Genomic DNA, 25,226 nt, shown 5'->3' with positions numbered 1-25,226 from the left:
GCGGGAGACCGAGAAGAATGACCAAGTCATCGCAAGTGGATCAGGACCTGATCCGTGCCATTGCCGAACTGCTCAACAAGGAAAATCTCGCCGAGATCGAGATCGAGCAGGAGGACTTCCGGGTCCGCGTAACCCGCTCCTACGCCAATGAAGCGCCGGTCTATGCCCAGGCGCCACAGTATTTTGCGCCGCCGGCTGCTGCCGCCGCGCCGCTGGCTCCGGCCGGCTCGGTTGCTCCGGCTGCTCCCGCTGCCGCCGAAGATCTCTCGTCCAATCCAGGCACCCTGACGTCCCCCATGGTCGGCACCGCCTATCGTTCGCCCGAGCCGGGCAAGCCGTCCTTCGTGGAAGTCGGCGCCAAGGTCAGCGAAGGCCAGACCCTCCTCATCATCGAAGCCATGAAGACCATGAACCAGATCCCGGCGCACCGCTCGGGCACCGTCACGCGCATTCTCGTGCAGGATGCGCAGCCGGTGGAATATGGCGAGCCGCTCGTCGTCATCGAGTAAGGGGAACACTATGTTCCAGAAGGTCCTCATCGCCAATCGCGGCGAAATCGCCCTGCGCATCCTGCGCGCCTGCAAGGAGCTGGGTATCCAGACCGTTGCGGTGCATTCGACGGCCGACGCCAATGCCATGCATGTGCGCCTCGCCGACGAAAGCGTCTGCATCGGCCCCAACTCGGCCAAGGACAGCTATCTCAACATCCCGTCGATTCTCGCTGCCTGCGAAATCACCGGCGCCGATGCGGTGCATCCCGGTTACGGTTTCCTCTCGGAAAACGCCCGCTTCGCCAAGATCCTCGAAGAGCACAAGGTGACCTTCATCGGTCCCTCGGCCCATCACATCGAGATCATGGGCGACAAGATCACGGCCAAGAAGACCGCTGTCGAACTCGGCATTCCCGTCGTTCCCGGCTCGGCCGGTGCGGTGGAGAACGAAGAGGAAGCGCTGCGCAACGCTAGGGAAATCGGCTATCCCGTGCTGATCAAGGCAACCGCCGGTGGCGGTGGCCGCGGCATGAAGGTCGCCAAGACCGAGGAAGACCTGCTCATTGCCTGGTCAACCGCCCGCTCCGAGGCCAAGGCCGCCTTTGGCAATGATTCCGTCTATATGGAAAAATACCTCGGCAAGCCGCGCCATATCGAAGTCCAGGTTCTGGGCGACGGCCAGGGCAATGCGGTTCACCTGGGTGTCCGCGACTGCTCGCTGCAGCGCCGCCACCAGAAGGTCTGGGAAGAGGCCGGTGGCCCGACCATCCGTCCCGAAGAACGCGACGAAATCGGCGAGATCTGCGCCGCCGCCATGCGCAAGCTGAAATACTCTGGCGCCGGAACGATCGAATTCCTTTACGAGAACGGCGAGTTCTATTTCATCGAAATGAACACGCGCCTGCAGGTCGAGCATCCGGTAACCGAACGCATCACCGGCATCGACATCGTCTATGAGCAGATCCGCGTCGCCTCGGGCGAAAAGCTCTCGATGGCTCAGGAAAACGTCAGCTTTTATGGCCATGCCATCGAAGTGCGCATCAACGCCGAAGACCCGCAGACCTTCGCGCCGTCGCCCGGCACCATTACCTTCTATCACCCTGCAGGTGGTGTTGGCGTGCGTGTCGATTCGGCCGTCTATCAGGGCTACAAGATCCCGCCCTATTATGACTCGCTGATTGGCAAGCTCATCGTCTATGGCCGCACGCGTGAAGAATGCCTGCAGCGGCTGCGCCGCGCCATCGACGAATTCGTCATCGACGGCATCAAGACCACCCTGCCCCTGTTCCAGCGCCTGATCCGCGAACCGGACGTGCTGGCCGGCAATTACGACATCCACTGGCTGGAAAAATACCTGGCCGAGAACAAGGTCTGAGACGATCAAGGGGCGCTCTGCGCCCCTTTCTTTTTCCGGAAGCATCATGTCCCGCCCCAGCCCCTTCGACATCGAGATCACGCCCGAGCTGATCATCCGCGCCTATCGGGCAGGGATTTTTCCGATGTCGGAGGATGCGACGGACGAAGACCTGTTCTGGGTGAGCCCGGAAATGCGTGGCGTCATTCCGCTCGATGGCTTCCGTCTCTCGACCAGCCTGCGCAAGGCGATCCGCAAGTCGGGTTTCGTGGTCAGGGTCGATACGGATTTCGAGGCCATCATCGAGGCTTGTGCCACGGTCGGCGCTGATCGCGACACGACCTGGATCAACGGCACCATCCGTCATGTCTATGGCGAACTGTTCCGTCGCGGCGTGGCGCATACGGTGGAGGTCTGGGACGGCGGTGATCTCGTGGGCGGGCTCTATGGCCTCGCCATCGGTGGCGCCTTTTTCGGAGAATCCATGTTCCACCGGCGCACCAACGCCAGCAAGATGGCCATGGCGCATCTGGTCGAGCGGCTGAACGCCGGCGGCTTCGTGCTGCTCGACACCCAGTTCGTCACCGACCACCTTGCCTCGCTCGGCGGCGTGGAAATCCCGCGCGGGGAGTATGAAGAGCGGCTCGCCGCCGCCCTTCTCGAGACAGGCTATTGGAACGCCTGGGACGTCAATCGGCCAGCTTGAACTCCAGCACCGTGACCCAGCTATCCATATCAGGCTCGTCACCCGGATCGCTCTCGTAGATTTCCAGCCGGCAGGCGAAATGGTCGCCATCGGGCTTTTCCACCACATCGAGCGGCTGATTGCGCTCCTTGGTCCAGCCGATCAGCAGCGACGTCACGTCATAGAGCTTGTCGGGATGGCCATGCCAGGTAACCGTCAGGTAGCGGCCGGCCGGCAGGGTGCCAAAACGGATGTTGCCACTATCGGAGCCCGCACGCGAAACCGGCACGCCTGCCTCGACATCGAGCGTTCCCGCCATGTCGATACGGCGATAATTGTAGAATGGCGCCCCGTCCGGCTCGATGCCGTTTTGGGCCAGATGCGCAAACAGTGCCGGAAATCCCTCGTCCGCCGGCTTTTGCATCTGGTTCATCCGAACCACGAAGGTGATGTAGGCATAGGCGCGTTCAGGACGCTCGACAGTCTCGGGCAGAGTCAGCATATCGGTTCCTCCAGTGCGGCGAGCCTAGCGCGGCTGCCGCTCCGGATGAAGACGTTTGCCATCCGCCCATGCCGACTCGGAATTGCTGAAATCAGCGATCGGCGGGCGGCGGCACGGCGGTGCTGGTTTTGCAGTCTTCCAGCCACACGTCGTAGATCGCGTGGTCCACGGCATGCAGCGCCGGGCTGTCGGCGAACATCCAGCCGGTGAAGATGCGCTTGGAGACGCCGGTGAGGCTGCGCTGGTCGACCTCGAGGAAAGCCGATGTGCTCTGTGCTTCCGTCGCCGGCCGCGTATAGCAGGCGCGCGGCGTGATCTCGAGCGCGCCAAACAGCACGGTCTCGTCGATATAAACATCAAAGCGGGTGATGCGGCCGGTGATCTTGTCGAGGCCGGCAAAGCTGGCCACCGGATTGGCGATCGGCTGGGCCACGGCAGGCATGGCCATGCCGATGGACGCCAGCCCCAGCACGGGCACCAGCATCCTGATCAGATTCACAAAGCGTGAGGCGGACGGGCGCAAGGCGCCGCTATCCTTATTCAGGCGACCAGGCGCTGTAGTCGCCGGTGACGCGCGGACGCTCGCCCTTGTTGAGCAGGCTTCCATCGGGGCGATAGGCTTCGGCCGTACCGGTGAGGTTCTTCTGGTGCGGCTGTTCCCAGGACTTGGCGACATAGTTTGCCTTGGACGGCGGCACATCGGTGCGGTGGTGCATCCAGCCATGCCAGCCCTGACCGATCGTCGAGGCGTCGGCATAGCCGTTATAGGTCACATAGCGCCGGTCGGCCTTGCGATCCTGATAGTATTTGTTGCCGAATTCGTCGCTGCCGACATAGTCGCCGAAGCGCCAGATCCACAGCCTTGTGCCCCAGGTCTGGCCGTTCCACCAGACAAACATTTCACTCAGGAACTTCTTGATACCGGGTTTGGCCAATTGTCGATTCCGCCGTCGAGATATGCGCGTTTGGCCGGGTTTATCACGGCCGCCGCCCCGAGCCTAGCGCTTTGCGGTGATTTTACCACGCGCCCGCCCGCGAGATTTCATACGCCCGGACTTGTGCTGAAACCGGCTGGGATCATAGCTTGCACGGGAGAAGATCGGTGGGAGGACATGACCGACATGATCGATGAGGACATCGTCCTGCCCGCCCGATTGGCGGGCCTCGGCGACCGCACGCCCATCACCCTGGGCAAATCCGGCGCATCAGTGTGGCGCATCAGCGGCGGCGAAGCGCTGTTCCTCAAATCCGAGCCGAACCACGCTTTGGCAGAACTACCCGGCGAAGCGCGAAGGCTGGGTTGGCTTGTAGGCACTGGCATTGCCGCGCCGGTCGTCAAAGATTTCTTCGAGGCAGACGGACGGAACTGGCTGCTGATGACGGCCCTGCCCGGTTCGGACCTGACGCAATGGACCGACCGGCCGGAGGTGATCGTCCACGTGCTGGCGACGAGCCTGCGGCAACTGCACGCGCTCGACATCGCCAGCTGTCCCTTCGACCATCGCCTGAACAAACGCCTCGAAGTCGGTGCCGCCAATGCCGCGGCGGGCCTCGTTGACGAAAGTGATTTCGACACCAATCATATCGGCTGGACCACCCGACAGGTGCTCGATTGGCTCCTCGCCAACCAGCCAAAAACCAATGACCTCGTCGTTACCCATGGCGACGTCAGCCTGCCCAATATCATGGCGCGGGATGGCCGCTTTTCCGGCTTCATCGATTGTGGCCGCCTCGGCGTCGCCGATCGCTGGCAGGATCTCGCCATTGCCTGCCGGAGCCTCAAATACAACTGCGGCCCCGAACATGTCGCGCCCTTTTTGGCCGCCTATGGGGCAACTTGGGACCAGCAGCGCTACGACTATTTCAACGCGCTCGACGAGCTGTTCTGAGCACCGGCCATTGTGGTGAACAAAGTCTAAGGCACCCAAAAGAGTCATGCCTTGTCAGCACTTGGCCGCGCTTTCTCAGATCATGACGGTGCGGTGACGCAAGTTCTGCCAGAATCACAAACAATGCCGCCAAAAGCCCGGATTTTCTTGACCTTTGTCCTGGCAATTCCCATATTTGACCCACTACAATTTGTCTCATGCGACAGCCTGACCACTAGGGCTAGTTGCTTCCGGCGTTGACGACCTGTCTGAATCGGCAGAGTGTTTTTCACGGCCCGCGACACTTTCTGCTGCGGACAAGACCCCGATCGAGAGCGCTGGCACCAGACCAGCACCAGGTCGCGGCACAGGTTGGTACAGCGTCAAAACAGAATGGGTGAAGCCGGTTTCCGGCTCATGGGCGAAGGCACGCCCGTTTCTTGGGGAATAGCATGCGCATTGAACGTCGTTTCACATCCGCCGATCAGGATCGCTACGCCGCGATCGAGTTCCGCTCGACCACGAGCGAGATCCGCAATCCCGACGGCTCGGTGGTGTTCAAGCTCGACGATATCGCCGTCCCGGCCGGCTGGAGCCAGGTCGCGGCCGATATCATCGCCCAGAAATATTTCCGCAAGGCGGGTGTTCCCAAGGCGCTGAAGAAGTTCGAGGAAAACTCCGTGCCGTCCTGGCTATGGCGCTCTGTCCCCGACGAGGCGGCGCTGGCCAGGCTGCCCGAGGACGAGCGTTGTGGCTCGGAGCGAGACAGCCGCCAGGTCTTTGACCGCCTCGCCGGCACGTGGACCTATTGGGGCTGGAAGGGCGGCTATTTCGACAGCGAGGCCGATGCCCGCGCCTTCTTCGACGAGCTCGCCTTCATGCTGGCCAGCCAGCGCGTCGCGCCCAACTCGCCGCAATGGTTCAATACCGGCCTACACTGGGCCTATGGCGTGGACGGCCCCAGCCAGGGCCATTTCTACGTCGATCCATTCACCCACAAGCTCGTGCAGTCGAAAAGCTCCTACGAGCACCCCCAGCCGCATGCCTGCTTCATCCAGTCCGTCGCCGACGACCTGGTCAACGAGAATGGCATCATGGATCTCTGGGTGCGCGAGGCGCGCCTGTTCAAATATGGCTCGGGCACCGGCACCAACTTTTCGGCTTTGCGCGGTTCGGGCGAAAAGCTCTCGGGCGGCGGCAAGTCGTCCGGTCTGATGAGCTTTCTCAAGATCGGCGACCGTGCCGCCGGCGCCATCAAGTCGGGCGGCACCACCCGCCGCGCTGCGAAGATGGTGGTGCTCGATATCGATCACCCCGATGTGGAAGAATATATCAACTGGAAGGTCAAGGAAGAGCAGAAGGTCGCCGCCCTCGTGACCGGCTCCAAGGTCGTGAGCAAGCACCTCAAGGCTATCATGAAAGCGGCCGTCAATTGCGAAGGCAACGCCGACGACTGCTTCGACGTGGCCAAGAACCCGGCTCTCAAGCGTGAAGTCCGCGCCGCCAAGAAATCCCTGGTGCCGGAGAACTATATCTACCGCGTCATCCAGTTCGCGCGCCAAGGCTATACCGACATCGACTTCCCGGTCTACGACACCGACTGGGATTCTGAGGCCTACCTCACAGTCTCCGGCCAGAATTCCAACAATTCCGTCCGCGTCACCGACGACTTCCTGCGCGCCGTTGAGGGTGACGGCGACTGGAACCTCACCGCCCGCAAGGACGGCAAGGTGACCAAGACGCTCAAGGCCCGCGATCTCTGGGAACAGGTCGGCTATGCCGCCTGGGCCTCGGCCGATCCCGGCATCCAGTATCACACCACGATCAACGAGTGGCACACCGCCCCCGAGGCCGGTCCGATCAATGCGTCGAACCCCTGCTCGGAATATATGTTCCTCGACGACACGGCCTGCAATCTCGCCTCGGTGAACCTGCTGCCCTATCGCAATACCGACGGCAGCTTCGACACCGCGTCCTATGAGCACACGGTGCGCCTCTGGACGATCGTGCTCGAAATCTCGGTGATGATGGCGCAATTCCCCAGCCGCGCCATTGCCGAACGCAGCTACGAATACCGCACCTTGGGCATCGGCTATGCCAATATCGGCGGCCTGCTGATGACCTCCGGGATTCCCTATGATTCCGCCGAAGGCCGCGCCATCGCCGGCGCCGTCACCGCCATCATGACCGGCGTCAGCTATGCGACCTCCGCCGAAATGGCCAAAGAACTCGGCCCCTTCAAGGACTACAAGCGCAACGCAAAACACATGCTGCGCGTCATCCGCAACCATCGCAACGCCGCTCATGGCAAGGACACCGGCTACGAAGGCCTCTCCATCGCCCCCGTCCCGCTCGACCACGCCAATCTCAAGGACGCAGCCCTGTCCGAGCGCGCCAAATTGGCCTGGGACAACGCCATGGATCTCGGCAAGCAGCACGGCTTCCGTAACGCCCAGGTTTCGGTTATCGCGCCCACCGGCACCATCGGCCTCGTTATGGATTGCGACACGACCGGCATCGAACCGGACTTTGCCCTGGTGAAATTCAAGAAGCTCGCCGGTGGCGGCTATTTCAAGATCATCAACCGCGCCGTGCCCCCGGCCCTGCGGACACTCGGCTATGCGGAAAGCCAGATCGCCGAGATGGAGGCCTATGCCGTCGGCCACGGCAATCTCAACCAGGCGCCCGGCGTCAATCCGTCAACGCTGCGCGCAAAGGGCTTTCCCGAGGACAAGATCGACGCCCTCAACAAAGCCCTCGTCTCGGCCTTCGACATCAAATTCGTCTTCAACCAGTGGACCCTCGGTCAGGATTTTTTGAAGTCCCTCGGCGTTACCGACGAGCAGATGAATGACTTCGGCTTCGAGCTCCTGCCCTTCATCGGCTTTTCCAGAAAAGATATCGAAGCCGCCAATCTCCACGTCGTCGGCGCCATGACGCTGGAAGGCGCGCCTCATCTCAAGACCGAGCACCTGCCGGTCTTTGACTGCGCCACGCCCTGCGGCAGGATCGGCAAGCGTTCTCTCTCAGTCGAAAGCCACATCCTGATGATGGCTGCTGCCCAGCCCTTCATCTCCGGCGCCATTTCCAAAACCATCAACATGCCCAATGACGCCACCGTGGAAGACGCCAATGAAGCCTATATGCTCTCCTGGCGCCTGGCGCTGAAGGCAAATGCCCTCTATCGCGACGGCAGCAAACTCTCCCAGCCGCTCAATTCCTCGATCCTGGCTGCCGCCGATGCGGATGACGACGAGGATGCCGTAGAAGACCTGATGGCGCTCAATGCCGCCGCCCGTGCACCCGCAATTGCCGAAAAGATCGTTGAGCGCATTATCGAGCGCGAAGTGGAAGTCCGCTCCCGCGAAAAGATGCCCGATCGCCGCAAGGGCTATACCCAGAAGGCGGTCGTCGGCGGCCACAAGGTCTATGTCCGCACCGGCGAATATGACGATGGCCGCATCGGCGAAATCTTCATCGATATGCACAAGGAAGGTGCCGCCTTCCGCGCCATGATGAACAATTTCGCCATCGCCATTTCCCTGGGCCTGCAATATGGCGTGCCGCTCGACGAATATGTGGAGGCCTTCACCTTCACCCGCTTCGAGCCCGCCGGCATGGTCATCGGCAATGACCGCATCAAGAACGCGACGTCCATCCTCGACTATGTGTTCCGCGAACTGGCCGTCAGCTATCTCGACCGCAACGACCTCGCCCACGTGAACCCGGAAAGCCCTACCTCGCTCAGCAAGGGCGTGGCCGAGGAACAGAGCACGCGCGCCGGCTCGGCCCCGGTGCCCGCCGAGCGCTTTGTCTCGCGCGGCATGACCCGCGGCAAGACGGCCAATGCCTCGCTGATGCTGGTGCCCACCGCCGAAGCCGCCCGCTATGCCCCCACGGGCACGACAACCGCCCTACCCGCCACCGCGCTCCGCGCCGCCACCGCTCTCAAGATCGAACCCACCCCGACGGCCCTCAACACCGCCGAACTCAACCCCATCCCGGCGCCACCACCCTCACGGGACACCGGCATGCTGCGCGCAGAAGCGCAGATGAAGGGCTATACCGGCGACCAATGCACCGAGTGCAACAACTTCACCATGGTGCGAAATGGAACCTGTCTGAAGTGCGACACATGTGGAACGACCACGGGGTGCTCGTAAAGAGAGCTGGTTTGTGGTGAAAACACCAAAGTTTTGGGCCATCAACCAAAGTATCGGGCTGGATAACAATCCCCCTTGTTCGATGATCCGGAACAGGGCCGTTAGTTGTAATCGACAAATTAACCAACATGGCGGGGACGCGCGGCCCGAGCCGCCGGGTCGTCTACAATTAGCATGGAACCCTACCGCCCTCGTAACTAGGTCATCGCGCGCAAGTCCTTTCGGCGCGTCGGCATGACCCTCGATATCATTGACGATGCTCTTGGCTCCAAAGGGCCACTGCGACGGATCCGAGAGCAGCAACCGTCCGAGCACTCCCACCAGTGCCATCAGGCCGACGCAATCAAACTCGGATACCTGTGACCTTAGGTGCAAGTGATGGCCCTCTTCGAGAGGCACGAGCCGCTTATCGATAGCCGCAACGATGGTGGCAAATTTACTCAGTACCTGGGACGCCAGCTCGACCAGTAGCGTAGATGAGGTCGGTGAGCCGAGCAGACCCGCAATCACGGTCCAGTATTCTCAACATGCACGCCGTGCAGAAGCGGATGGCCGGTTCGATGAAGTCTTCGCCATGATCAATGGAGGCTGAAGCTGAGCACTCATTGCCCTTCGGCACCCGCCTGGACTGTATGCACATTTGACACGACATCATCAACAGGCGGTGTCCGGCTTCAGGCTGAAGCCACAACGGCCAGTGGCTGGAGTGGAGTCCCTACCCCACGCCTATTTCCCTCCTGATAGAATCTGTGCCACCCATCGCTCTATGGAAAAACCTGTCACTCATACAAAACTGATCGTCTATCTCGCATTTGTCCGCGACGAAGAGGGCGAGTTACAACCCGCATTTGAAGCGCGCGAAGCTCAGAACGAAGCCGCGGCCAAGCAGCAGGCTCGCATCCTCTGGTCATCAGGCAAGTACGCAGGCGCCCTGGCGTGGTGGCGCTCCGCCGACTTGGCCAACGGTGATTTCGGGGACCCGGTGATCCTTTTTCAGGAGGGTGAAGTCCCAGACATGGCATAATTGCAAGAAGGGACGAGGTGCTGCCTTCAGGTCCGCAACTGCGGCAAACCGATACAGAAATCAGATGGCATGCTGGTTGACCCGCCATATCGCTCGCTGCGAAAAAGGGATCAAAGCCGGGTCTGCTGGGGTGAGAAGCCGAAGCGGCGTTTGTAGCAGGTGGCAAAATACTGGCTGGAGGAGAAGCCGCATTCCAGGGCGATTTCGGTCACGGTGGCGCTGGCCCGTTCCGCTAGCGATTTCTTTGCCGCTTCCAGTCGCACCATCTGCAGGTAACGCACCGGCGTCATATTGGTAATTGCCTGGCAATGCTGGGAGAACTGGGTGCGTGACAGGCGGCATTCGGCGGCCATGTTTTCTAGCGTCCAGTTCTCGTCCAGCGCATGCGGCAGCCGGTCGAGAAAGATCTGCACCGTCCGCTTGGAACTGGCCAGGTCCTCGTCGAGGATGGGCGCCTGATGCTCCAGCTGCTGCATGAACTGCAGCAGCATCAGCGAGATATGCAGCCGCAGGCGCGTTTCGTTACCCGCCACGTCATGTCCGGAAACAATGTCGGCAATGTCGTGAAAACTGCGCGCCACGTCGCGGCTCGCGGTAAGCACATGCTGTTCGTTGCGCGACAGCAGGCGCGTCAGCCGCTCGGCGTCCCGCTCGGGCCAGGCCACCCAGTCGGGCCAGATCCAGTCTTCATGCGGTCGCCTGACGCCGACGTCGAACAGCACCCAGATAATCTGGCTGGCCGACACATGCGGATCGCCGAACTGGTGCAACTGCCAGGGCCGGACGACGAACATCTGCCCCTCGGTCAGCTCGTGCCGATGACCGTCGACCTTGAGCACCATGCTGCCACGCGCCAGATAGGCGATCTTGACGCCCTCGTTACAATGCTCCTTGAGGCCCCAGTCCTGCGAGCGCGCAGCGTCCCAGCCACCCACGGAGAGCACTTGCGGCAGCGCATCGCCCAGCGGCTTGCCGGGATATTTGCGCCGCGTCCAGGCATTGAGGGTCACCTTGCCCTCGAGCGACGCGGCGTAAAGGTCGGCGCAATTGCCGGCATACATCAAGGCGCCAGGTGCGGTGAAAACGGCCGGCCGGGCCAGCGCGTGCAGACGGGCTTCTGCGTTCATGGTCTCCCCTCCATGTGCAAATTCTACCAGTGTGACTATTCGAACGCGCGCCCTGCTTTCTTGCGCAATGATCGTCGCGTCCGGCTCCTCGCTACCAAGCTAGAGAGTCGGCTGCCCGGAAGTCAATCAGAGCAGTCCTTAAGTCTGCCGCTTGGACGCTCCGGGTTGTGGAGGAGTATTGGCCCGAGCCGACCGGTACTGGCGTTTGAAATTCGCTGAGCCTGCACGACAGAAGTTTTGTTGTACGTGCCTCAGGCCGAATATTCGCCAGCCCAGATCGCTCCGGCATGAGGAGTAAGGCATGAAGCTCGGCATCAATCTGCTGTGCTTGACCGATTTCGTCACCGAGGCGCATCTGCCCATGATCGAGCGGATCAAGGCCGAGGGCTATGACGGCGTAGAGGTGCCGGTGCTTTCCGGTGACCCGAGCCACTATGCGCGGCTGGGCAAACAGCTCGACGCGATGGGCCTCGAACGCTGCACGACGTCCATTGTCCCCAGCCCGGATCTCAGTCCGATTTCGGAAGATCCCGCGACGCGTGCCCGTGGCCGCGAGCATCTCGACTGGGCGCTCGATTGTGCCATCGCCCTGGGCGCGCAAAGCGTCGGCGGTCCGATCCACGCACCCATCGGGCATTTTACCGGTTCGGGTCCGACCGAAAGCGAATTGTCGCATGGCGCCGAGGCGCACCATGCACTGGCCACCCGCGCCGCGGCCAACGGCATCTATCTCAGCCTCGAACATCTCAACCGCTTCGAGACCTATTTTCTCAACACCACCGCCCAATGCCGCGACTATGCCCGCCGCGTCGATCATCCGGCCTGCCGGATCATGTATGACACCTTCCACGCCAACATCGAGGATCGAGACCAGGTCGACGCCTATGAAGTGGTCGCGCCCCATGTCGGCATTGTCCATATTTCCGAGAATGATCGCGGCATTCCTGGCCGCGGCCATATCGACTTCCTCTCTATCCTGCAGGCGGTTCGGCGCTCCGGCTACGATGGCTGGGTGACGCTCGAAGCCTTTGGCGGCGGCCTGCCTGCGATTGCTGCGGCCACGCGCGTCTGGCGACCGCTGTTTTCCGATTACGAAACCCTCTTCTCAGAAAGTGCGGACTTCATCCGCAGCACCTGGGACGCAGCCGGGAGGGACGTGGCCGCATGATCGAGCCTCCCGTCATCGAGATGCGCGGCATCTCCAAGTCCTTCCCGGCAGTGAAGGCATTGCGGGACGTGTCCTTCACCTGCAGCAAGGGCGAGGTTCATGCGCTCTGCGGCGAGAATGGCGCGGGCAAATCCACGCTGATCAAGATTCTCTCGGGGGTCTACAAGCCCGATGGTGGTGAAGTGCGGATCGACGGCCGTCCGCAGCTGTTCCGACATCCGCAGGAGGCCCTGCTCGCCGGCATTTCCGTTATCTATCAAGAATTCTCGCTGCTGCCCGAGCGGACCGTGGCGCAAAACCTCTTCCTCGGCCGCGAACCCCTCAAGCATGGTCTGATTGACAGCCCCGCCATGCAGGCCGAAACCCGCCGCGTGCTCGGCCTCTTCGGCATCCGTCACCGCATCGAGCCAGATACGCTTGTGGCCGATCTCGATGTGGCCAGCCAGCAAATGGTGGAAATCGCCAAGGCCATTTCGCTCAATGCCAAGGTCATCGTCATGGACGAGCCGACTGCAGCTCTCAATGAGGCAGAGTGCGAGGTGCTTTTTGCCCTCGTCGATCAGTTGCGCGCCTCGGGCAAGGCTGTGGTCTATATCACCCACCGGATGCGCGAAGTGACGCGCCTCGCCGATCGGGTCACTGTCATCAAGGATGGCGAGGTGTCGGCCAGCTTCGAACAGGTCCCGCCTCCCGACGCGGTGGTCCGCGCCATGGTGGGCCGCGACATATCCGAATATTATCCCGAGCCAGCGCGACCCCAAGAAATAGGTCCCACGGTGCTGACGGTCTCGGGCGGCGCCAACGACGCGCTGCGCGAAATCAACCTTGAACTGCGCGCCGGCGAAATCGTCGGGCTGGCAGGTCTTCAGGGCGCCGGTCGCACTCCGCTGGCGATGGCGCTCTTCGGAGCCGTGCCATTCACTCAGGGAACCATGACTCTGGATGGTGTCACCCTCCGTATCACCAGCCCACGCGACGCCATCCGCGCCGGCATCGGCATGCTGCCCGGCGACCGCAAGGCACAGGCGCTCGTTCTGATGCAGTCGGTGCGCGATAATGCCATGCTGACCGCCCGCAGCTTTGCCAACCCCTTCGGCGGGCCTGCGTCCAACCCTTTTACCGATATCGCGGGCATGACCGAACTGCTCGATCGCATGAAGGTGCGCGCGCCGTCCTACGAACAGGAAATGCGCTTTCTGTCCGGCGGCAATCAGCAGAAGGCGGTGGTCGCCCGCTGGCTGGCCCTCAAGCCGAAACTGCTGATCTTTATCGAACCCACCCGCGGCATCGATGTCGATGCCAAGGCCAGCATCTATCACCTGATGCGCGACCTCGCCCGCGCCGGCACGGCTGTGCTGATGGTGTCCTCCGATCTGCCCGAGGTCATTGGTGCTTCGGACCGCATCCTGGTCATGCGCGAGGGCCGCATCGTCGAGCAATTCGATCGCTCGGCCAGCGAGGCCGACCTCATGCTGGCTGCAACCGGCGAAATGGAGGTCGCCGCATGAGCGACGCGCCCTTCTCCGCCCCGAAACGCTTCCGCTTCGAGCGGCATGCCTCCACCATCCTGCTGCTGGCCGCCATCACGCTCTACGTGGCGCTGGTGCTCATGCTGGGCCAGACGCGCTTTCTGACGCTCGACAATCTCGTCGCCATCCTTGGCCGCTCGATCACCCTGGGCATTACCGCCATTGGCCAGACCTTCGCCATTCTCATCGGCTCGATCGATCTCAGCGTCGCCAGCGTCATATCCGCTTCTGCCGTCGTCACCTCCGTGGTGATGAATGGCAATCCGGCCATGATGTTGCCCGCCATCCTCGCCGTTTTGGCCCTGGGTGCCTTGGTGGGTCTTGCCAATGGCCTCATCATCTCCAAGCTGGAGGTCAATCCGCTGATCGCAACGCTGGGCATGTCGCTGATCATCCAGGGCGTGCTGTCCTACTATTACAATAACTTCGCCGGCAACGTGCCGGTCGAGTTCCAGGTCTTCGCCTATGGCGCGGTGGGCATCGTGCCCTTCTCTCTAATCTTCATGTTCGTGCTGGCCGCCTGCGCCTGGTTCATCCTACGCTTCACCCGCTTCGGCTCCGATGTCTATTCGGTCGGCGGCAACCGGGACGCCGCACGTCTCGCCGGCATCAAGACTGCCCGCGTCACCATCGGCGCCCATGTCATCTGCTCGCTCTGCGCCGCCATCGCCGGCATCTACCTCGCCTCACGCCTGCGCTCCGGCGCCCCGTGGATCGGTGCCGAGGGCGTCTATGATCTGGAATCCATCGCAGTGGTGGTGATCGGCGGCACGGTGCTAGCCGGTGGGCGCGGCGGCATCTGGGGCACCATGGCGGGTGTCATCATTTTCTCGCTGATCGACTCCATCTTCAACGTCGCCGGCGTCGATGCCTTCGTCAAGCAAGTGCTGCGCGGCATCATCATCGTGGCCGCGGTCGCCTTCTATGCCGTTCGCTCGCGGAGGCTGGTCGCATGAGCGCACAATCGCTGCCCCATCCGCCAGACACACCGCGCCGCATGCCGCGCATCAATCCGGTTTACGTTCTGGTCGCCGCGCTGCTCATCGCCATCGTGGTCATGAACCCCGCTTTTGGCGAACCCACCGGCTATATGAACTATTTCAAGCGCGTCGCCGCCCTCGCCATCCTTTCGGGCGGCGCGCTCTATGTCATCGTCTCTGGTGGTTTCGATCTCAGCGTCGGCTCGATCATGACGCTGACTGTCATCGGCTCCTCCATGTTGGCCAGCAATGATCCCAATTCCACCTATTGGATCATCCCGCTCATGCTCGGCATCGGCGCGTTTGTCGGCCTCATCAACGGCCTGGTCGTTTCCTATCTGAAAGTCCCCTCGCTGATCGCCACCTTGGGCATGATGATCTCCCTCAATGGCGTGGCCTTCATGTGGTCCGGCGGCGCCCCGCGCGGCTACCTGCCCGACACCTTCCGCTTCTTCGGCCGCTACAATATCACCGATGTCCCGGTCATTTCGCTGCTACCCATCGCCGTCATCTGCCTTGCCAGCTTCGGCCTGATCCTCTGGTGGGGCCTGCATCGCACCAATTTCGGCCGCATGCTGCATGCGGTTGGCGACAACCAGCAGGCGGCGCGTCTGGCCGGAGTCCCCGTGGAGCGGGTCCGCATCTCGGCCTTCGTCGTCTCCGCCCTGACGGCCGTACTCGCCGGCGTGATCCTGGGCGGTCGTGCGGGTGTCTCGGTCGACATCGGCTCGGGCTTCGAGCTCCAGGCCATCACAGCTGCTGTCATCGGCGGCGCGCAGTTGCTGGGCGGACGCGGCTCTGTTCCCGCCACCATAGCCGGCGCCCTGGCGCTGGAAGCCATCTTTACCCTGCTCAATCTACTCGGACTGGCGCAACCGGTCCGGCTGGTCGTGCAGGGCCTCATACTCATCGGTGCCGTGGCACTTGCCACCTACCAGCGCAAGCGCGCGGGCCAATGAGCGACGACGGGCGGCCCTGTGTGCCGCACGAAACAATGTGAGAAATCTCACGAGGGAGGACGATGTGAAGACAATTTTAGTGGCGGCAGCCCTGTTCGGCATCATGACAGGGGCCGCCTTTTCCCAGGCTCCTAATTTTGACGATCCGGAGGAATTCGCCAAGCAGCGGGAACAGCTGACAGCGACCTTCAACGGCCCGGCGGATCAGGTCTATCTGCATTATGCAGGTGACTCGATGGTCGATACCGCAGCCTTCAAGAAAGAAGGTCCCTGGACCATCTGCTTTTCCAATGCCGGCGTGAACAACCCCTGGCGCGTGGTCGGCTATACCGACATGACCGAAGAGGTGAAGCTTCACCCCGAGATCGGCACCTTCACTCATGTCGATGCCGAAGGCTCCGACGACAAGCAGATCGCCGATATCGATGACCTGCTAGCCGGCGGCAATTGCAGCGCCCTGATCGTTTCGCCGAATTCGACCGCGGCCCTGACGCCGGCGGTCGAGAAGGCCTGCGCCGCCGGTATTCCCGTCATCGTCTTTGACCGTGGTGTCACCACCGACTGCCCGGTGACCTTCGTTCATCCGGTAGGCGGCTATGGCTTCGGCATTCAGGCCGCCGAGCACATCATCGCCAATGTTCCGGCTGGCGGCAAAGTGCTGATGCTGCGTATCCTGCCGGGCGTCGACGTGCTCGAAACCCGCGCCTCGGGCGCTCGCAACATGTTTGCCGAAGCGGGCCTTACCGTCCTTGGTGAGGAGTTCACCGACGGCGACAATGCCAAGACCAAGTCCATCGTCGAAGACTATCTGCAACGCGGCACGATCGACGCCGTGTGGATGGATGCCGGCGCAACGGCTGTCGCTGCCGTGGAAGCCTTCGAGGACCAGGGTGTGGATGTGCCGGTCGTGACCGGCGAGGACCAGCAGGACTATCTGCAGAAGTGGCGCGACCTGGGCTTCAAGGGTATTGCCCCGACCTATCCCACCTATCAATGGCGCACCGCCATCATCGCCGCCGTGAACACGCTAAAGGGTGAACAGGTCCCCGGCCCGGAATGGGTCCTGCCCCAGCCGGCCATCACCCAGGACGTACTGGATCAATACATCAACGAGAAAATGCCGCCGCTGCACTACGCCATGTGCGGTTGCGAAGACATGCCCAACTACCCCAATGCCTGGGGCGGCACCGAATAGTCCTTCTCAACATGGACTGGGGCGCCCCCGGGCGCCCCGACTATCGTCACGGAGTAATTGTCATGCGCACCGAACAGCATTGGTCCAAGCCAAACGGCATGCTGCCCAATTCCCGCCTTCCGCTCCTTGTTCACCGCAATGCCGTACCCGGTGGCGGCGAAGAGTCTGTCATGGCCCGCCTGCGCAGCAATGGCTGGCTGAACAACTGGCGCTACCCCGGCATCTACACCTATCACCATTTTCACTCGACCACGCACGAATGCCTGGGCTGTGCCCGCGGTCGGATGGAAGTTGTGCTGTTCGGCGAGGGCGGCGTGACCGTTCGCGTCGAGGCAGGCGACATTATCGTGCTTCCAGCGGGCGTTTCCCACTGCATGACCGAAAAGTCCGGCGACATCCAGATGGTCGGCGGCTATCCCGACGGCCGCGACTGGGACAATTGCCAGCAGGACAAACTGACCATCGATCTGCACCGCGAAGCTGCAAAACGCATCATGATGCTGCCCATTCCACCGCGCGATCCGGCCACGGGTGAAGTGATGCAGCATTGGATCGACGCACCATCCTCTGTCGACGCTGATCTCAACGACTATCGTGACAGCCTGGGCTAATCGCCAAACCTCCCCCAAAATCGCTTACATCCGCACCACTCGCTTCAAGCCACGACCGGCCTTACCTCGGCCAAGCGCTTTTCCGCATAGTCGTCCTTCCAGCACACAGCCGCTTCCCACGCCGCCGACGCCTGTTGCACGATGTCCTGCTCGGTCGCATCGAACCCGGCGACATTGCCCGGCAAGTCCAGATCAAGCGCCGACACATCGACATGCGCCTCGTCCCAATCGATCAGGGCAACGCGGTCATTGGTAATTCGGATATTGCGGGGATTGGGATCGCCATGCACCACCGAAGTCGGGCGACCGGCAAGCCGCGCCCAGGCCGCCCGGCAGCGGGCAACGCCTTCCGGCGGCATGGCGGCAAGGTCTATCCGCGTGCCACTATCTTGCTGCAGCAGGTCCAGTGAACCCCGCCAACCCGGGCGCTGTGGCCAGTCCCGCGTCAGGCCATGCAATTGACGCAATGTCTCGGCGACACGCGCCCAGTCTCCGTCAGTCTCCGGTGGTTTGCCTTCGACATAATCCATCACCATAAGCCCGTCGAAAAACAGCCGGCCATCCGTGGTGGGGACCGGCATCGGCACCGTCATGCCGTGTTGCGACAGGTGGACCAGCAACGCAGCCTCCCATCCCACGTCCGCCTCGCTCCTCCTGCCGAGCCGCCCCACGGCCAGTCGGCCATTGACGCTGACGCTCCAGACGTCATTGGCCACGCCACCGGTCAGCTTCTCGATGCGCACTGCATCCGCTCCCCAATGTTTCAATGCCTCCCAGCCCACGACATCCTCCAAATCGGTCAGCGATCGGCCGGCATGCACAATGCCACTAGACTTCTTGCGCGCAAGTACCACCCGTATCCTCGCCGGTAGCCTCCTGCTCTTCAAGGCACGCACACTGCGCCTCGAACACCTCCTGCTCTTCGGCTGTCAATTTGTCTCCCTCTACCAGCAGGTCAAGCTGCATCCGGCACAGCTGGGACTCGGGCGCGGCCTCCTGTGCCTGGATTGGGAGGGCCAGAAGGCCAGCAAACAAGGCCAGGATCAATGTCGGTTTCATGCGATCTCCAATGCGTGAAACCGGCTTGGACCACGAGAAGATGGAGATGTTGCGACATCTGCACCCATGCCTTTCGACTAATCTCCCCGTCGATGGATCGGCCTCGAACGTGCCGCGTTAGCCCACCCTGACAAAACGAAAGGCAAGAACATGAAGATCGCCGTATTTGGCACCGGTGAAGTTGGCTCGGCCATTTCCACTGCGCTCAAGACGCTGGGTCACGATGTCGTTCTCGGCTCGCGCGAACCAGGCAAGGATCAGGATGGCATCAAGGTTGTCAGCCACGCCGATGCTGCCGCCCACGGCGACTGGGTTGTTAATGCCCTGCATGGGGAGCACGCCATGAAGACCTTCCCGGGCCTGCCGCTCGAGGGCAAGCTGCTGGTCGATATCGGCAATTGGCAGTCCGCCGTCGACGGGCCGATCGACAAGACACTGGGCGAAAGCCTCGCCGCCGCTCTGCCCGGCACAAGCGTCGTCAAGGCCACCAATTTCGTCAGCGCCCAGCTCATGGGTCACCCCGAAAAGCTCAAGGGAACCCATACCAATTTCGTCGCTGGCAATGACGCCGGCGATCGCGAAAAGGTAACGCAGCTATTACGTGATTTCGGCTGGACCGACATCGTCGACCTCGGCGACCTTTCCGCCTGTCGCGCCATGGAATCTCTGGCCCCCATGTGGATCCGTCTAAATGCGAAATACGGCCACGTCTGGTTCAACTTCGCCCTTCTGCGCCAAGACGAACCCCAGGCGAATTAGCCAGCGTCAGTGCCGCCCGCCCGGGAACGGGACGGGGGGAGTGCCAAAGCCTGTATGTCCCTTCCCGGGAACGAGGCCCCCCTTGATCCACCATCCACCCCTCTTTATCGTCTCAAGCAATTGATCTCACGTGAGTAAGTGCCTGTGACGGCTCAAAACACTGCACCGCAAACCCTGTCGGAACGCCTCCGCAGGGATACCGATCTCGAGCACCGCGGCCTTGAAGCCGCGCTAGGCTTCGACCTGCATGCGCCAAGCGCCGAATTGGCGCGGGCCATGCTGCGCAATTTCCATGGCGTACTCCGCGATCTTGAACCCGCCATGCTGGCCCTCGCGCCCGCCGACCTGCGCGACCGCAGCAAGCTGCCGCTGCTCGAAGAGGATCTGCGAAAGCTCGGCATGAGCCCATCCGACATCGCAGCCCTGCCCGCGCCACAAAACGCCTGGCGCCCGCAGACCCAAGCCGAAGCCATGGGTGCGCTCTACGTCATGGAAGGCTCCACCCTTGGCGGCAAGCTCATCATGAAGGCCCTGCGCCGCCTCCCCGACTGGCCGCTCGAAACGCCAACCTATTTTGATCCCTATGGCGCTGAAACCGGCGCCCGGTGGTCTGCGTTCAGGCAGCATCTCGACGGCCTGCCCGCCGAAGACGGCGACGCCGTCGTTGATGGCGCCAAGCACACCTTCGTGCTGCTGCAGCAATTCATGTCCACGGGGACCACGGCGTGAACGGACCGACCGAAGCACAGATCGACAATTGCGCGGCCGAACCGATCCGCATTCCGGGCGGCATCCAGCCCCATGGCGCGCTGCTTGTCGTCGATCCCGATACGCGCAAACTGCTCCAGGCCAGCGCCAATGCGCAGGCCCTGCTGGGAGACGACCTCGCCAGCGGCACGCTCGTCGCGCTCGATGCCGAAACCACCCAGTGGATCAGTGATCGCGACGCGCCCAGTCTTTTGCAATCCATCGCCGTCAACGGCAACAGTTTCACCGTCAGCGGCCACCACATGCCGCAAGGCGCAGTCCTTGAGTTCGAACTGATCGACGGTAGTGAAGCGCGCTCGCTCGAACAGGTTTTCCCCAAGCTGCAGACCTTTGCCGACGAGATACTCCCCCTCGGCGATCCGCGCGAACTCGGTGCCGCCGTGGCCGACCAGGTCCGCGCGATCACCGGCTTTAACCGCGTGATGATCTATAGCTTTGACCCCGAATGGCACGGCACCGTCATGGCGCAGAGCAGCGACGGCGTGCTGCCCAACTATCTCGACCTGCGCTTTCCCGCCACCGACATCCCCGCCCAGGCCCGCGCCCTCTATGCGCTGAGCCCGCTGCGCATGATCCCCGACGCCGACTATGTGCCGGTGCCGCTGGTGCCGGTCATGAGCCCGGTCGATGGCCAGCCGCTCGAACTCAGCTATGCCAGCCTGCGCAGCGTCTCGCCCGTGCACCTGCAATATATGCGCAACATGGGCACCTGGGCCTCGATGTCGATTTCCATCGTCGTCGAAGGCAAGCTCTGGGGTCTTATCTCGTGCCACAGCGAAGGTCCGCGCCGTGTGCCGCCCCAGGTGCGCGCCGCCTGCAATTTTGTCGCCAAGATCTTCTCGCTGCAGATTAGCGCCATCGAGCGCGGCGCCCACGCCGCCCAGCGCATCCAACTCAAGCGCCGCGAGACCGAACTGGTCGCCAGGCTCTCCCGCGCCGACGCCATGGCCGAAGAGCTCGAACGCAATCCCGACGCCTGGCTCGCTTTGGCCAATGCATCGGGCGCCGCCATCATTACCGAGGAGGAAATCCGCACTGCCGGCGACACCCCCGGCCGCGACTCCCTCATCCGCCTCGCCGCATTCCTCGAAAGCCAAGGCAAGGATCGCTTCGAAACCGACCGCCTCTCGACCCTCTGGCCGGAAGGCTCGGCCGTTGCCGATACGGCCAGCGGCATCCTGGCGGTCTCGATCTCCCAGCTCTACGGCTCCTACGTCATCTGGTTCCGCCCCGAGGTGGTCCGCACCGTTACCTGGGGCGGCGATCCGCGCAAGTCGCAGGACGCCGGCGAGCGCCTGACGCCCCGCACCTCCTTCGCCCAGTGGAAGGAGGAATTGCACGAGCGCGCCGTCCCTTGGACTGCTGCCGAAGTCGAAAGCGCCGACGACTTCCGCAATGCCCTGATCAACTTCGTGCTGCGCCGCGCCGAAGAGCGTGCCGAAATGACCGAGGAACTGGAGCGTTCCAACAAGGAGCTCGAAAGCTTTTCCTATTCGGTCAGCCACGACCTGCGGGCGCCCTTCCGCCACATCGTGGGCTATGCCGAGCTGCTGACCGCCCGCGAAGATAGCCTCGACGACAAGTCCCAGCATTATCTGCGCAGCATCATCGACGCCGCTCTTTCTGCCGGCCGGCTGGTCGACGACCTGCTGAACTTTTCCCAGCTCGGCCGTACCAATCTCGAAAAGACCCGCGTCGACATGAACAAGCTGGTCAACGAGGTCCGCCATTCGCTGGAGCAGGACCTCGTCGACCGCCAGATCGACTGGCAGGTCGCCAATCTGCCGCCCGCCTGGGGCGATGGCGCGCTGATCCGCCAGGCCTTGGCCAATCTCGTCGAGAATGCCGTCAAATACAGCCGCGACCGCACGCCCGCCGTGATCCAGATCGGTGGCGAGAGCGTAAAGGGCCACACCACCTATTGGGTCCGCGACAATGGCGCAGGCTTCGAGATGGAATATGTGCACAAGCTGTTCGGTGTCTTCCAGCGCCTGCATCGCATGGAAGACTTCGCCGGCACGGGCATCGGCCTCGCCCTCACCAAGCGCATCGTAAACCGCCACTGCGGCACGATAAAAGCGGAAGGCGCCGTGAACAAAGGCGCCACTTTCACGTTCAGTCTGCCAGAAGGGGGAAAGAAGTCCGACCATGCCTGATCTGCGTCCAATCCTGCTCGTCGAAGACAATCCTCGCGATCTCGAACTGACCCTCGCGGCACTGGCAAAATGCCAGCTCGCCAATGATATCGTGGTCGCGCGCGACGGCGCCGAGGCCCTCGATTATCTCTATGAGCGTGGCACCTACGAAGGCCGCGATCCGGGCAATCCGGCCGTCGTGCTGCTCGATCTCAAGCTCCCCAAGGTCGATGGATTGCAGGTTCTCGAGACGATCAAGAAGGATCCGATGCAAAAGCAGATCCCGGTGGTCATGCTGACCTCTTCGCGCGAGGAAAGCGACGTGCTCAGCAGCTACGAGAATGGCGTCAACGCCTTCGTGGTCAAGCCGGTCGATTTCAACGTCTTCTTCGAGGCCATCCAGGACCTGGGCATGTTCTGGGCCGTGCTCAACGAGCCGCCGCCGCGGGGTCAGAATGGCCGCTAGGCTGCTGCTCGATCCCCATTCCGCACCATTGCGCATCCTGTTGCTGGAAGACAGCGACATCGATGCGGAACTGGTCGAAGCCCATCTTGCCGCCGGCACGGTGCCGTTCGAGCTGTCGCGCGCCACAACGCGCGAGGCCTTCGAAAATCTTCTTGAAACCGTGCCCGATGTCATCCTGGCCGACTATTCCCTGCCTGGCTTTGACGGGCTGATGGCGCTAGCGCTGACCAATCAACGGCAGCCCCAGATCCCCTTCATCTTCGTCTCCGGCGTTGTCGGCGAGGAATTTGCCACCAGAGCGCTGCAGGAAGGCGCGGTGGATTATGTCACCAAGCGCAACCTGCGCCGTCTGCGCGGCGCCGTCTCGCGCGCCGTGGCCGAGGCCCGCGAGCGCGATCGCCGTCAGCAGGTCGAAGCAGAACTGCGAGCCAGCGAAGCAGCCAGCCGCATTGCACTCCGCGCCGCGCGCCTCGGCGGCTGGGACTTCAGCCCGCCAACCCAATTGCTGACCTGGGACGCCCGCTGCCGCCAGATGTTCGGCGTCAGCGATGACACCGAGATCACCTACGACGTCTTCCTCGCCATGCTGCACCCGGACGATCGTGAGCGGATCCACCTGGCCATCCAGCTCGCCATCACGCAATGGTCGCATAGCGAATTCATCGAGCAGTTTCGCATCACCACGGCCAATGGCGAAATGCTCTGGATCGAGAGCACTGGCAATGCGATCTTCGAAAACGGCGTCTGCCAGCGCTTCGTCGGCGTCATCCGCGACATCACCAGCGAAAAGCGCGCCGAGCTGGCCATGCTCGATCGCGCCGCTTACCTTGAGGCCAGCGTCGAACAGCAGTCCGTTGAACGACTCATGCTTTGGCGCAATTCGCAGGACCTGCTCGCCGTCCTCGGCCGCGACGGGCGCGTCCGCGACATGACCCCATCCTGGCATCGCCTGCTGGGCGCACCAGTCAGCGACGTGATCGGTCGCTACCTGATGGACTTCGCCCATCCCGACGACAAGCTGGCCATGCTCGACCGACTGGAAGTCGCCAAGCCGCTGCAGTTCGACAGCCGTCTGCGCCACGCCGATGGCAGCTACCGCTGGTTCTCCTGGACCGCCTCGCCCGACGACGCCGGCACCATCTACGCCAATGGTCGCGACATTACCGACGAAAAGGCCTCGGCTGCCAAGCTGGCCGAAGTCGAGGAAACCCTGCGGCAATCCCAGAAGATGGAAGCCATCGGCCAGCTGACTGGCGGCATCGCCCACGACTTCAACAACCTGCTGGCCGGCATCATCGGCTCCATCGATGTCATCGGCCGGCGCCTTAAGAAGCAGCGCTATGACGATCTCGATCGCTTTCTCGAAGCCGCCACTGTCTCAGCCCAGCGCGCCGCCTCACTGACCCAGCGCCTGCTTGCCTTCTCGCGCCGTCAGTCCCTTGATGTCCGATCCGAGGATGTCGGCGCCATCATTACCTCGATGGACGAATTGCTGCGCGGCACCTTGGGCGAAAACGTCGCGCTCTCCATCGAGGCAAAGCCCGGCCTCTGGCGCGGCCTGACCGACAGCAACCAGCTCGAAAACGCCGTCCTCAACCTCGCTATCAACGCCCGCGACGCCATGAGCGATGGTGGCACGCTCACCATCAGCGGATCCAATTTTAACCCGGGTCGCAGCAAGCGCCACGTTCGCGGCCTCGAACAGGGCGACTATGTTCTGGTGACCGTTGCCGACACCGGCGAAGGCATGGCCGAGGACGTCATCGCCAAAGCCTTCGATCCATTCTTCACCACCAAGCCGATCGGCCAGGGCACGGGCCTTGGCCTCTCCATGGTCTATGGCTTCGTCAAGCAGTCGGGCGGCCACGTCAACATCGTCTCCCGCAAGGGCGAGGGCACACGCATCGAGCTCTATCTCAAGCGCGCCGAAAGCGCGGAGACAACCGCCTCGCCTGACACCAGCGTGCCGCATCGCCCGACCCAGGGCGAAGTCGTGCTCGTGGTGGAGGATGATCCCGCCGTCCGCATGCTGATCCTCGAAGTGATCAAGGACCTCGGCTATGACAGCATCGAGGCACAGGACGCACCAAGCGCCCTGCCGCACCTGCAGTCCGATGCCCGCATCGATCTCCTGGTGTCCGACGTCGGCCTGCCGGGGATTACCGGCCGCGAACTTGCTGACCTGGCGCGCCAGCAGCGCCCTGACCTGCCCATCCTCTTCGTCACCGGCTATGCCGAAGGCGCCGAGCATCGCGAAGGCTATCTGGGTACCGACATGAAGATGCTTGCCAAGCCCTTCCGCAGCGACGAACTGGCCAGCAGCATCCACACCATGCTGGGCGGCGACGCCTGATCCCCTACAATGAAAAGCCCGCTGCGCAAC

General features: G+C 62.5%; 23 protein-coding genes. 17 read left to right on the top strand and 6 right to left on the bottom strand.

Features of this window, described 5'->3' with window-relative positions; genetic code table 11:
- The first annotated feature begins 17 nt into the window (after positions 1–17).
- The 3 genes from accB to aat are packed head-to-tail and all read left to right on the top strand — an operon-like array spanning position 18 to position 2,551.
- Positions 18–509 (top strand): acetyl-CoA carboxylase biotin carboxyl carrier protein, encoded by a 492-nt coding sequence (gene accB / locus P0Y65_07595; GenBank protein ID WEK06106.1) that lies wholly within the window; start codon positions 18–20, stop codon positions 507–509.
- Positions 510–519: 10 nt separating this feature from the next.
- Positions 520–1,866, top strand: a complete 1,347-nt coding sequence (gene accC, locus P0Y65_07590) for an acetyl-CoA carboxylase biotin carboxylase subunit (GenBank protein ID WEK06105.1) — start codon at positions 520–522, stop codon at positions 1,864–1,866.
- A gap of 46 nt (positions 1,867–1,912) precedes the next feature.
- Positions 1,913–2,551 (top strand): leucyl/phenylalanyl-tRNA--protein transferase, encoded by a 639-nt coding sequence (aat, locus tag P0Y65_07585; protein ID WEK06104.1) that lies wholly within the window; start codon positions 1,913–1,915, stop codon positions 2,549–2,551.
- On the opposite strand, the gene P0Y65_07580 is transcribed toward aat, so the two are convergent.
- The 3 genes from P0Y65_07580 to P0Y65_07570 all read right to left on the bottom strand — a co-directional run bounded on the left by P0Y65_07580 (position 2,535) and on the right by P0Y65_07570 (position 3,952).
- A complete protein-coding gene (locus tag P0Y65_07580) occupies positions 2,535–3,032 on the bottom strand; it encodes a GyrI-like domain-containing protein (protein ID WEK06103.1) in 498 nt (165 codons plus the stop codon). The genes aat and P0Y65_07580 overlap by 17 nt on opposite strands.
- Positions 3,033–3,123: 91 nt before the next feature.
- Complete coding sequence (locus P0Y65_07575; GenBank protein ID WEK06752.1) at positions 3,124–3,516, bottom strand: DUF2155 domain-containing protein; 393 nt, start codon at positions 3,514–3,516, stop codon at positions 3,124–3,126.
- A gap of 52 nt (positions 3,517–3,568) precedes the next feature.
- A complete protein-coding gene (locus P0Y65_07570; protein WEK06751.1) occupies positions 3,569–3,952 on the bottom strand; it encodes an NADH:ubiquinone oxidoreductase subunit NDUFA12 in 384 nt (127 codons plus the stop codon).
- A 192-nt stretch (positions 3,953–4,144) separates the two neighbouring features.
- On the opposite strand from P0Y65_07570, the gene P0Y65_07565 reads away from it, so the two are divergent.
- The 3 genes from P0Y65_07565 (at position 4,145) to P0Y65_07555 (ending at position 10,087) form a co-directional block, all read left to right on the top strand.
- On the top strand, positions 4,145–4,921 hold the full coding sequence (locus P0Y65_07565; protein ID WEK06102.1) for an aminoglycoside 3'-phosphotransferase: 777 nt from the start codon (positions 4,145–4,147) through the stop codon (positions 4,919–4,921).
- A 431-nt stretch (positions 4,922–5,352) separates the two neighbouring features.
- Complete coding sequence (locus P0Y65_07560) at positions 5,353–9,063, top strand: vitamin B12-dependent ribonucleotide reductase (GenBank protein ID WEK06101.1); 3,711 nt, start codon at positions 5,353–5,355, stop codon at positions 9,061–9,063.
- Positions 9,064–9,829: 766 nt separating this feature from the next.
- The gene (locus P0Y65_07555; protein ID WEK06100.1) at positions 9,830–10,087 is read left to right on the top strand and encodes a hypothetical protein; all 258 of its coding nucleotides are present in this window, start codon (positions 9,830–9,832) and stop codon (positions 10,085–10,087) included.
- 110 nt (positions 10,088–10,197) lie between these two features.
- Here P0Y65_07555 and P0Y65_07550 read toward each other — a convergent pair whose 3' ends face one another.
- Positions 10,198–11,214, bottom strand: a complete 1,017-nt coding sequence (locus P0Y65_07550; protein WEK06099.1) for an AraC family transcriptional regulator — start codon at positions 11,212–11,214, stop codon at positions 10,198–10,200.
- Positions 11,215–11,515: 301 nt separating this feature from the next.
- Here P0Y65_07550 and P0Y65_07545 point away from each other — a divergent pair, with 301 nt between their 5' ends.
- The 6 genes from P0Y65_07545 to P0Y65_07520 all read left to right on the top strand — a co-directional run bounded on the left by P0Y65_07545 (position 11,516) and on the right by P0Y65_07520 (position 17,656).
- Positions 11,516–12,382, top strand: a complete 867-nt coding sequence (locus P0Y65_07545; protein ID WEK06098.1) for a sugar phosphate isomerase/epimerase — start codon at positions 11,516–11,518, stop codon at positions 12,380–12,382.
- Positions 12,379–13,890 (top strand): sugar ABC transporter ATP-binding protein, encoded by a 1,512-nt coding sequence (locus P0Y65_07540; GenBank protein ID WEK06097.1) that lies wholly within the window; start codon positions 12,379–12,381, stop codon positions 13,888–13,890. Before P0Y65_07545 ends, P0Y65_07540 begins: the two co-directional genes overlap by 4 nt.
- Positions 13,887–14,867, top strand: a complete 981-nt coding sequence (locus tag P0Y65_07535; protein WEK06096.1) for an ABC transporter permease — start codon at positions 13,887–13,889, stop codon at positions 14,865–14,867. Before P0Y65_07540 ends, P0Y65_07535 begins: the two co-directional genes overlap by 4 nt.
- Complete coding sequence (locus P0Y65_07530; GenBank protein WEK06095.1) at positions 14,864–15,850, top strand: ABC transporter permease; 987 nt, start codon at positions 14,864–14,866, stop codon at positions 15,848–15,850. Before P0Y65_07535 ends, P0Y65_07530 begins: the two co-directional genes overlap by 4 nt.
- Before the next feature lie 64 nt (positions 15,851–15,914).
- On the top strand, positions 15,915–17,045 hold the full coding sequence (locus P0Y65_07525; GenBank protein WEK06094.1) for a substrate-binding domain-containing protein: 1,131 nt from the start codon (positions 15,915–15,917) through the stop codon (positions 17,043–17,045).
- 62 nt (positions 17,046–17,107) lie between these two features.
- Positions 17,108–17,656, top strand: a complete 549-nt coding sequence (locus P0Y65_07520; GenBank protein WEK06093.1) for a cupin domain-containing protein — start codon at positions 17,108–17,110, stop codon at positions 17,654–17,656.
- A gap of 44 nt (positions 17,657–17,700) precedes the next feature.
- Here the strand turns inward: P0Y65_07520 and P0Y65_07515 are convergent, their stop codons facing one another.
- Together P0Y65_07515 and P0Y65_07510 are read right to left on the bottom strand one after the other, a co-directional pair.
- Positions 17,701–18,438 carry a phosphotransferase gene (locus tag P0Y65_07515; GenBank protein ID WEK06750.1) on the bottom strand — a complete coding sequence of 246 codons (738 nt, stop codon included), beginning with the start codon at positions 18,436–18,438 and terminating at the stop codon, positions 17,701–17,703.
- Positions 18,439–18,484: 46 nt separating this feature from the next.
- A complete protein-coding gene (locus P0Y65_07510) occupies positions 18,485–18,715 on the bottom strand; it encodes a hypothetical protein (protein ID WEK06092.1) in 231 nt (76 codons plus the stop codon).
- A gap of 150 nt (positions 18,716–18,865) precedes the next feature.
- On the opposite strand from P0Y65_07510, the gene P0Y65_07505 reads away from it, so the two are divergent.
- The 5 genes from P0Y65_07505 to P0Y65_07485 all read left to right on the top strand — a co-directional run bounded on the left by P0Y65_07505 (position 18,866) and on the right by P0Y65_07485 (position 25,196).
- Positions 18,866–19,474 carry an NAD(P)-binding domain-containing protein gene (locus P0Y65_07505; GenBank protein WEK06091.1) on the top strand — a complete coding sequence of 203 codons (609 nt, stop codon included), beginning with the start codon at positions 18,866–18,868 and terminating at the stop codon, positions 19,472–19,474.
- A gap of 144 nt (positions 19,475–19,618) precedes the next feature.
- Complete coding sequence (locus tag P0Y65_07500) at positions 19,619–20,203, top strand: biliverdin-producing heme oxygenase (protein ID WEK06090.1); 585 nt, start codon at positions 19,619–19,621, stop codon at positions 20,201–20,203.
- On the top strand, positions 20,200–22,398 hold the full coding sequence (locus P0Y65_07495) for a GAF domain-containing protein (protein WEK06089.1): 2,199 nt from the start codon (positions 20,200–20,202) through the stop codon (positions 22,396–22,398). The genes P0Y65_07500 and P0Y65_07495 overlap by 4 nt, the downstream gene beginning before the upstream one ends.
- The gene (locus P0Y65_07490; GenBank protein ID WEK06088.1) at positions 22,391–22,843 is read left to right on the top strand and encodes a response regulator; all 453 of its coding nucleotides are present in this window, start codon (positions 22,391–22,393) and stop codon (positions 22,841–22,843) included. The genes P0Y65_07495 and P0Y65_07490 overlap by 8 nt, the downstream gene beginning before the upstream one ends.
- On the top strand, positions 22,833–25,196 hold the full coding sequence (locus P0Y65_07485; GenBank protein ID WEK06087.1) for a response regulator: 2,364 nt from the start codon (positions 22,833–22,835) through the stop codon (positions 25,194–25,196). Before P0Y65_07490 ends, P0Y65_07485 begins: the two co-directional genes overlap by 11 nt.
- Positions 25,197–25,226 lie beyond the last annotated feature (30 nt).

This window comes from Candidatus Devosia phytovorans (assembly GCA_029202405.1).
Taxonomy (GTDB): domain Bacteria; phylum Pseudomonadota; class Alphaproteobacteria; order Rhizobiales; family Devosiaceae; genus Devosia; species Devosia phytovorans.
This window is presented reverse-complemented; position numbering and strand designations above follow the sequence as displayed.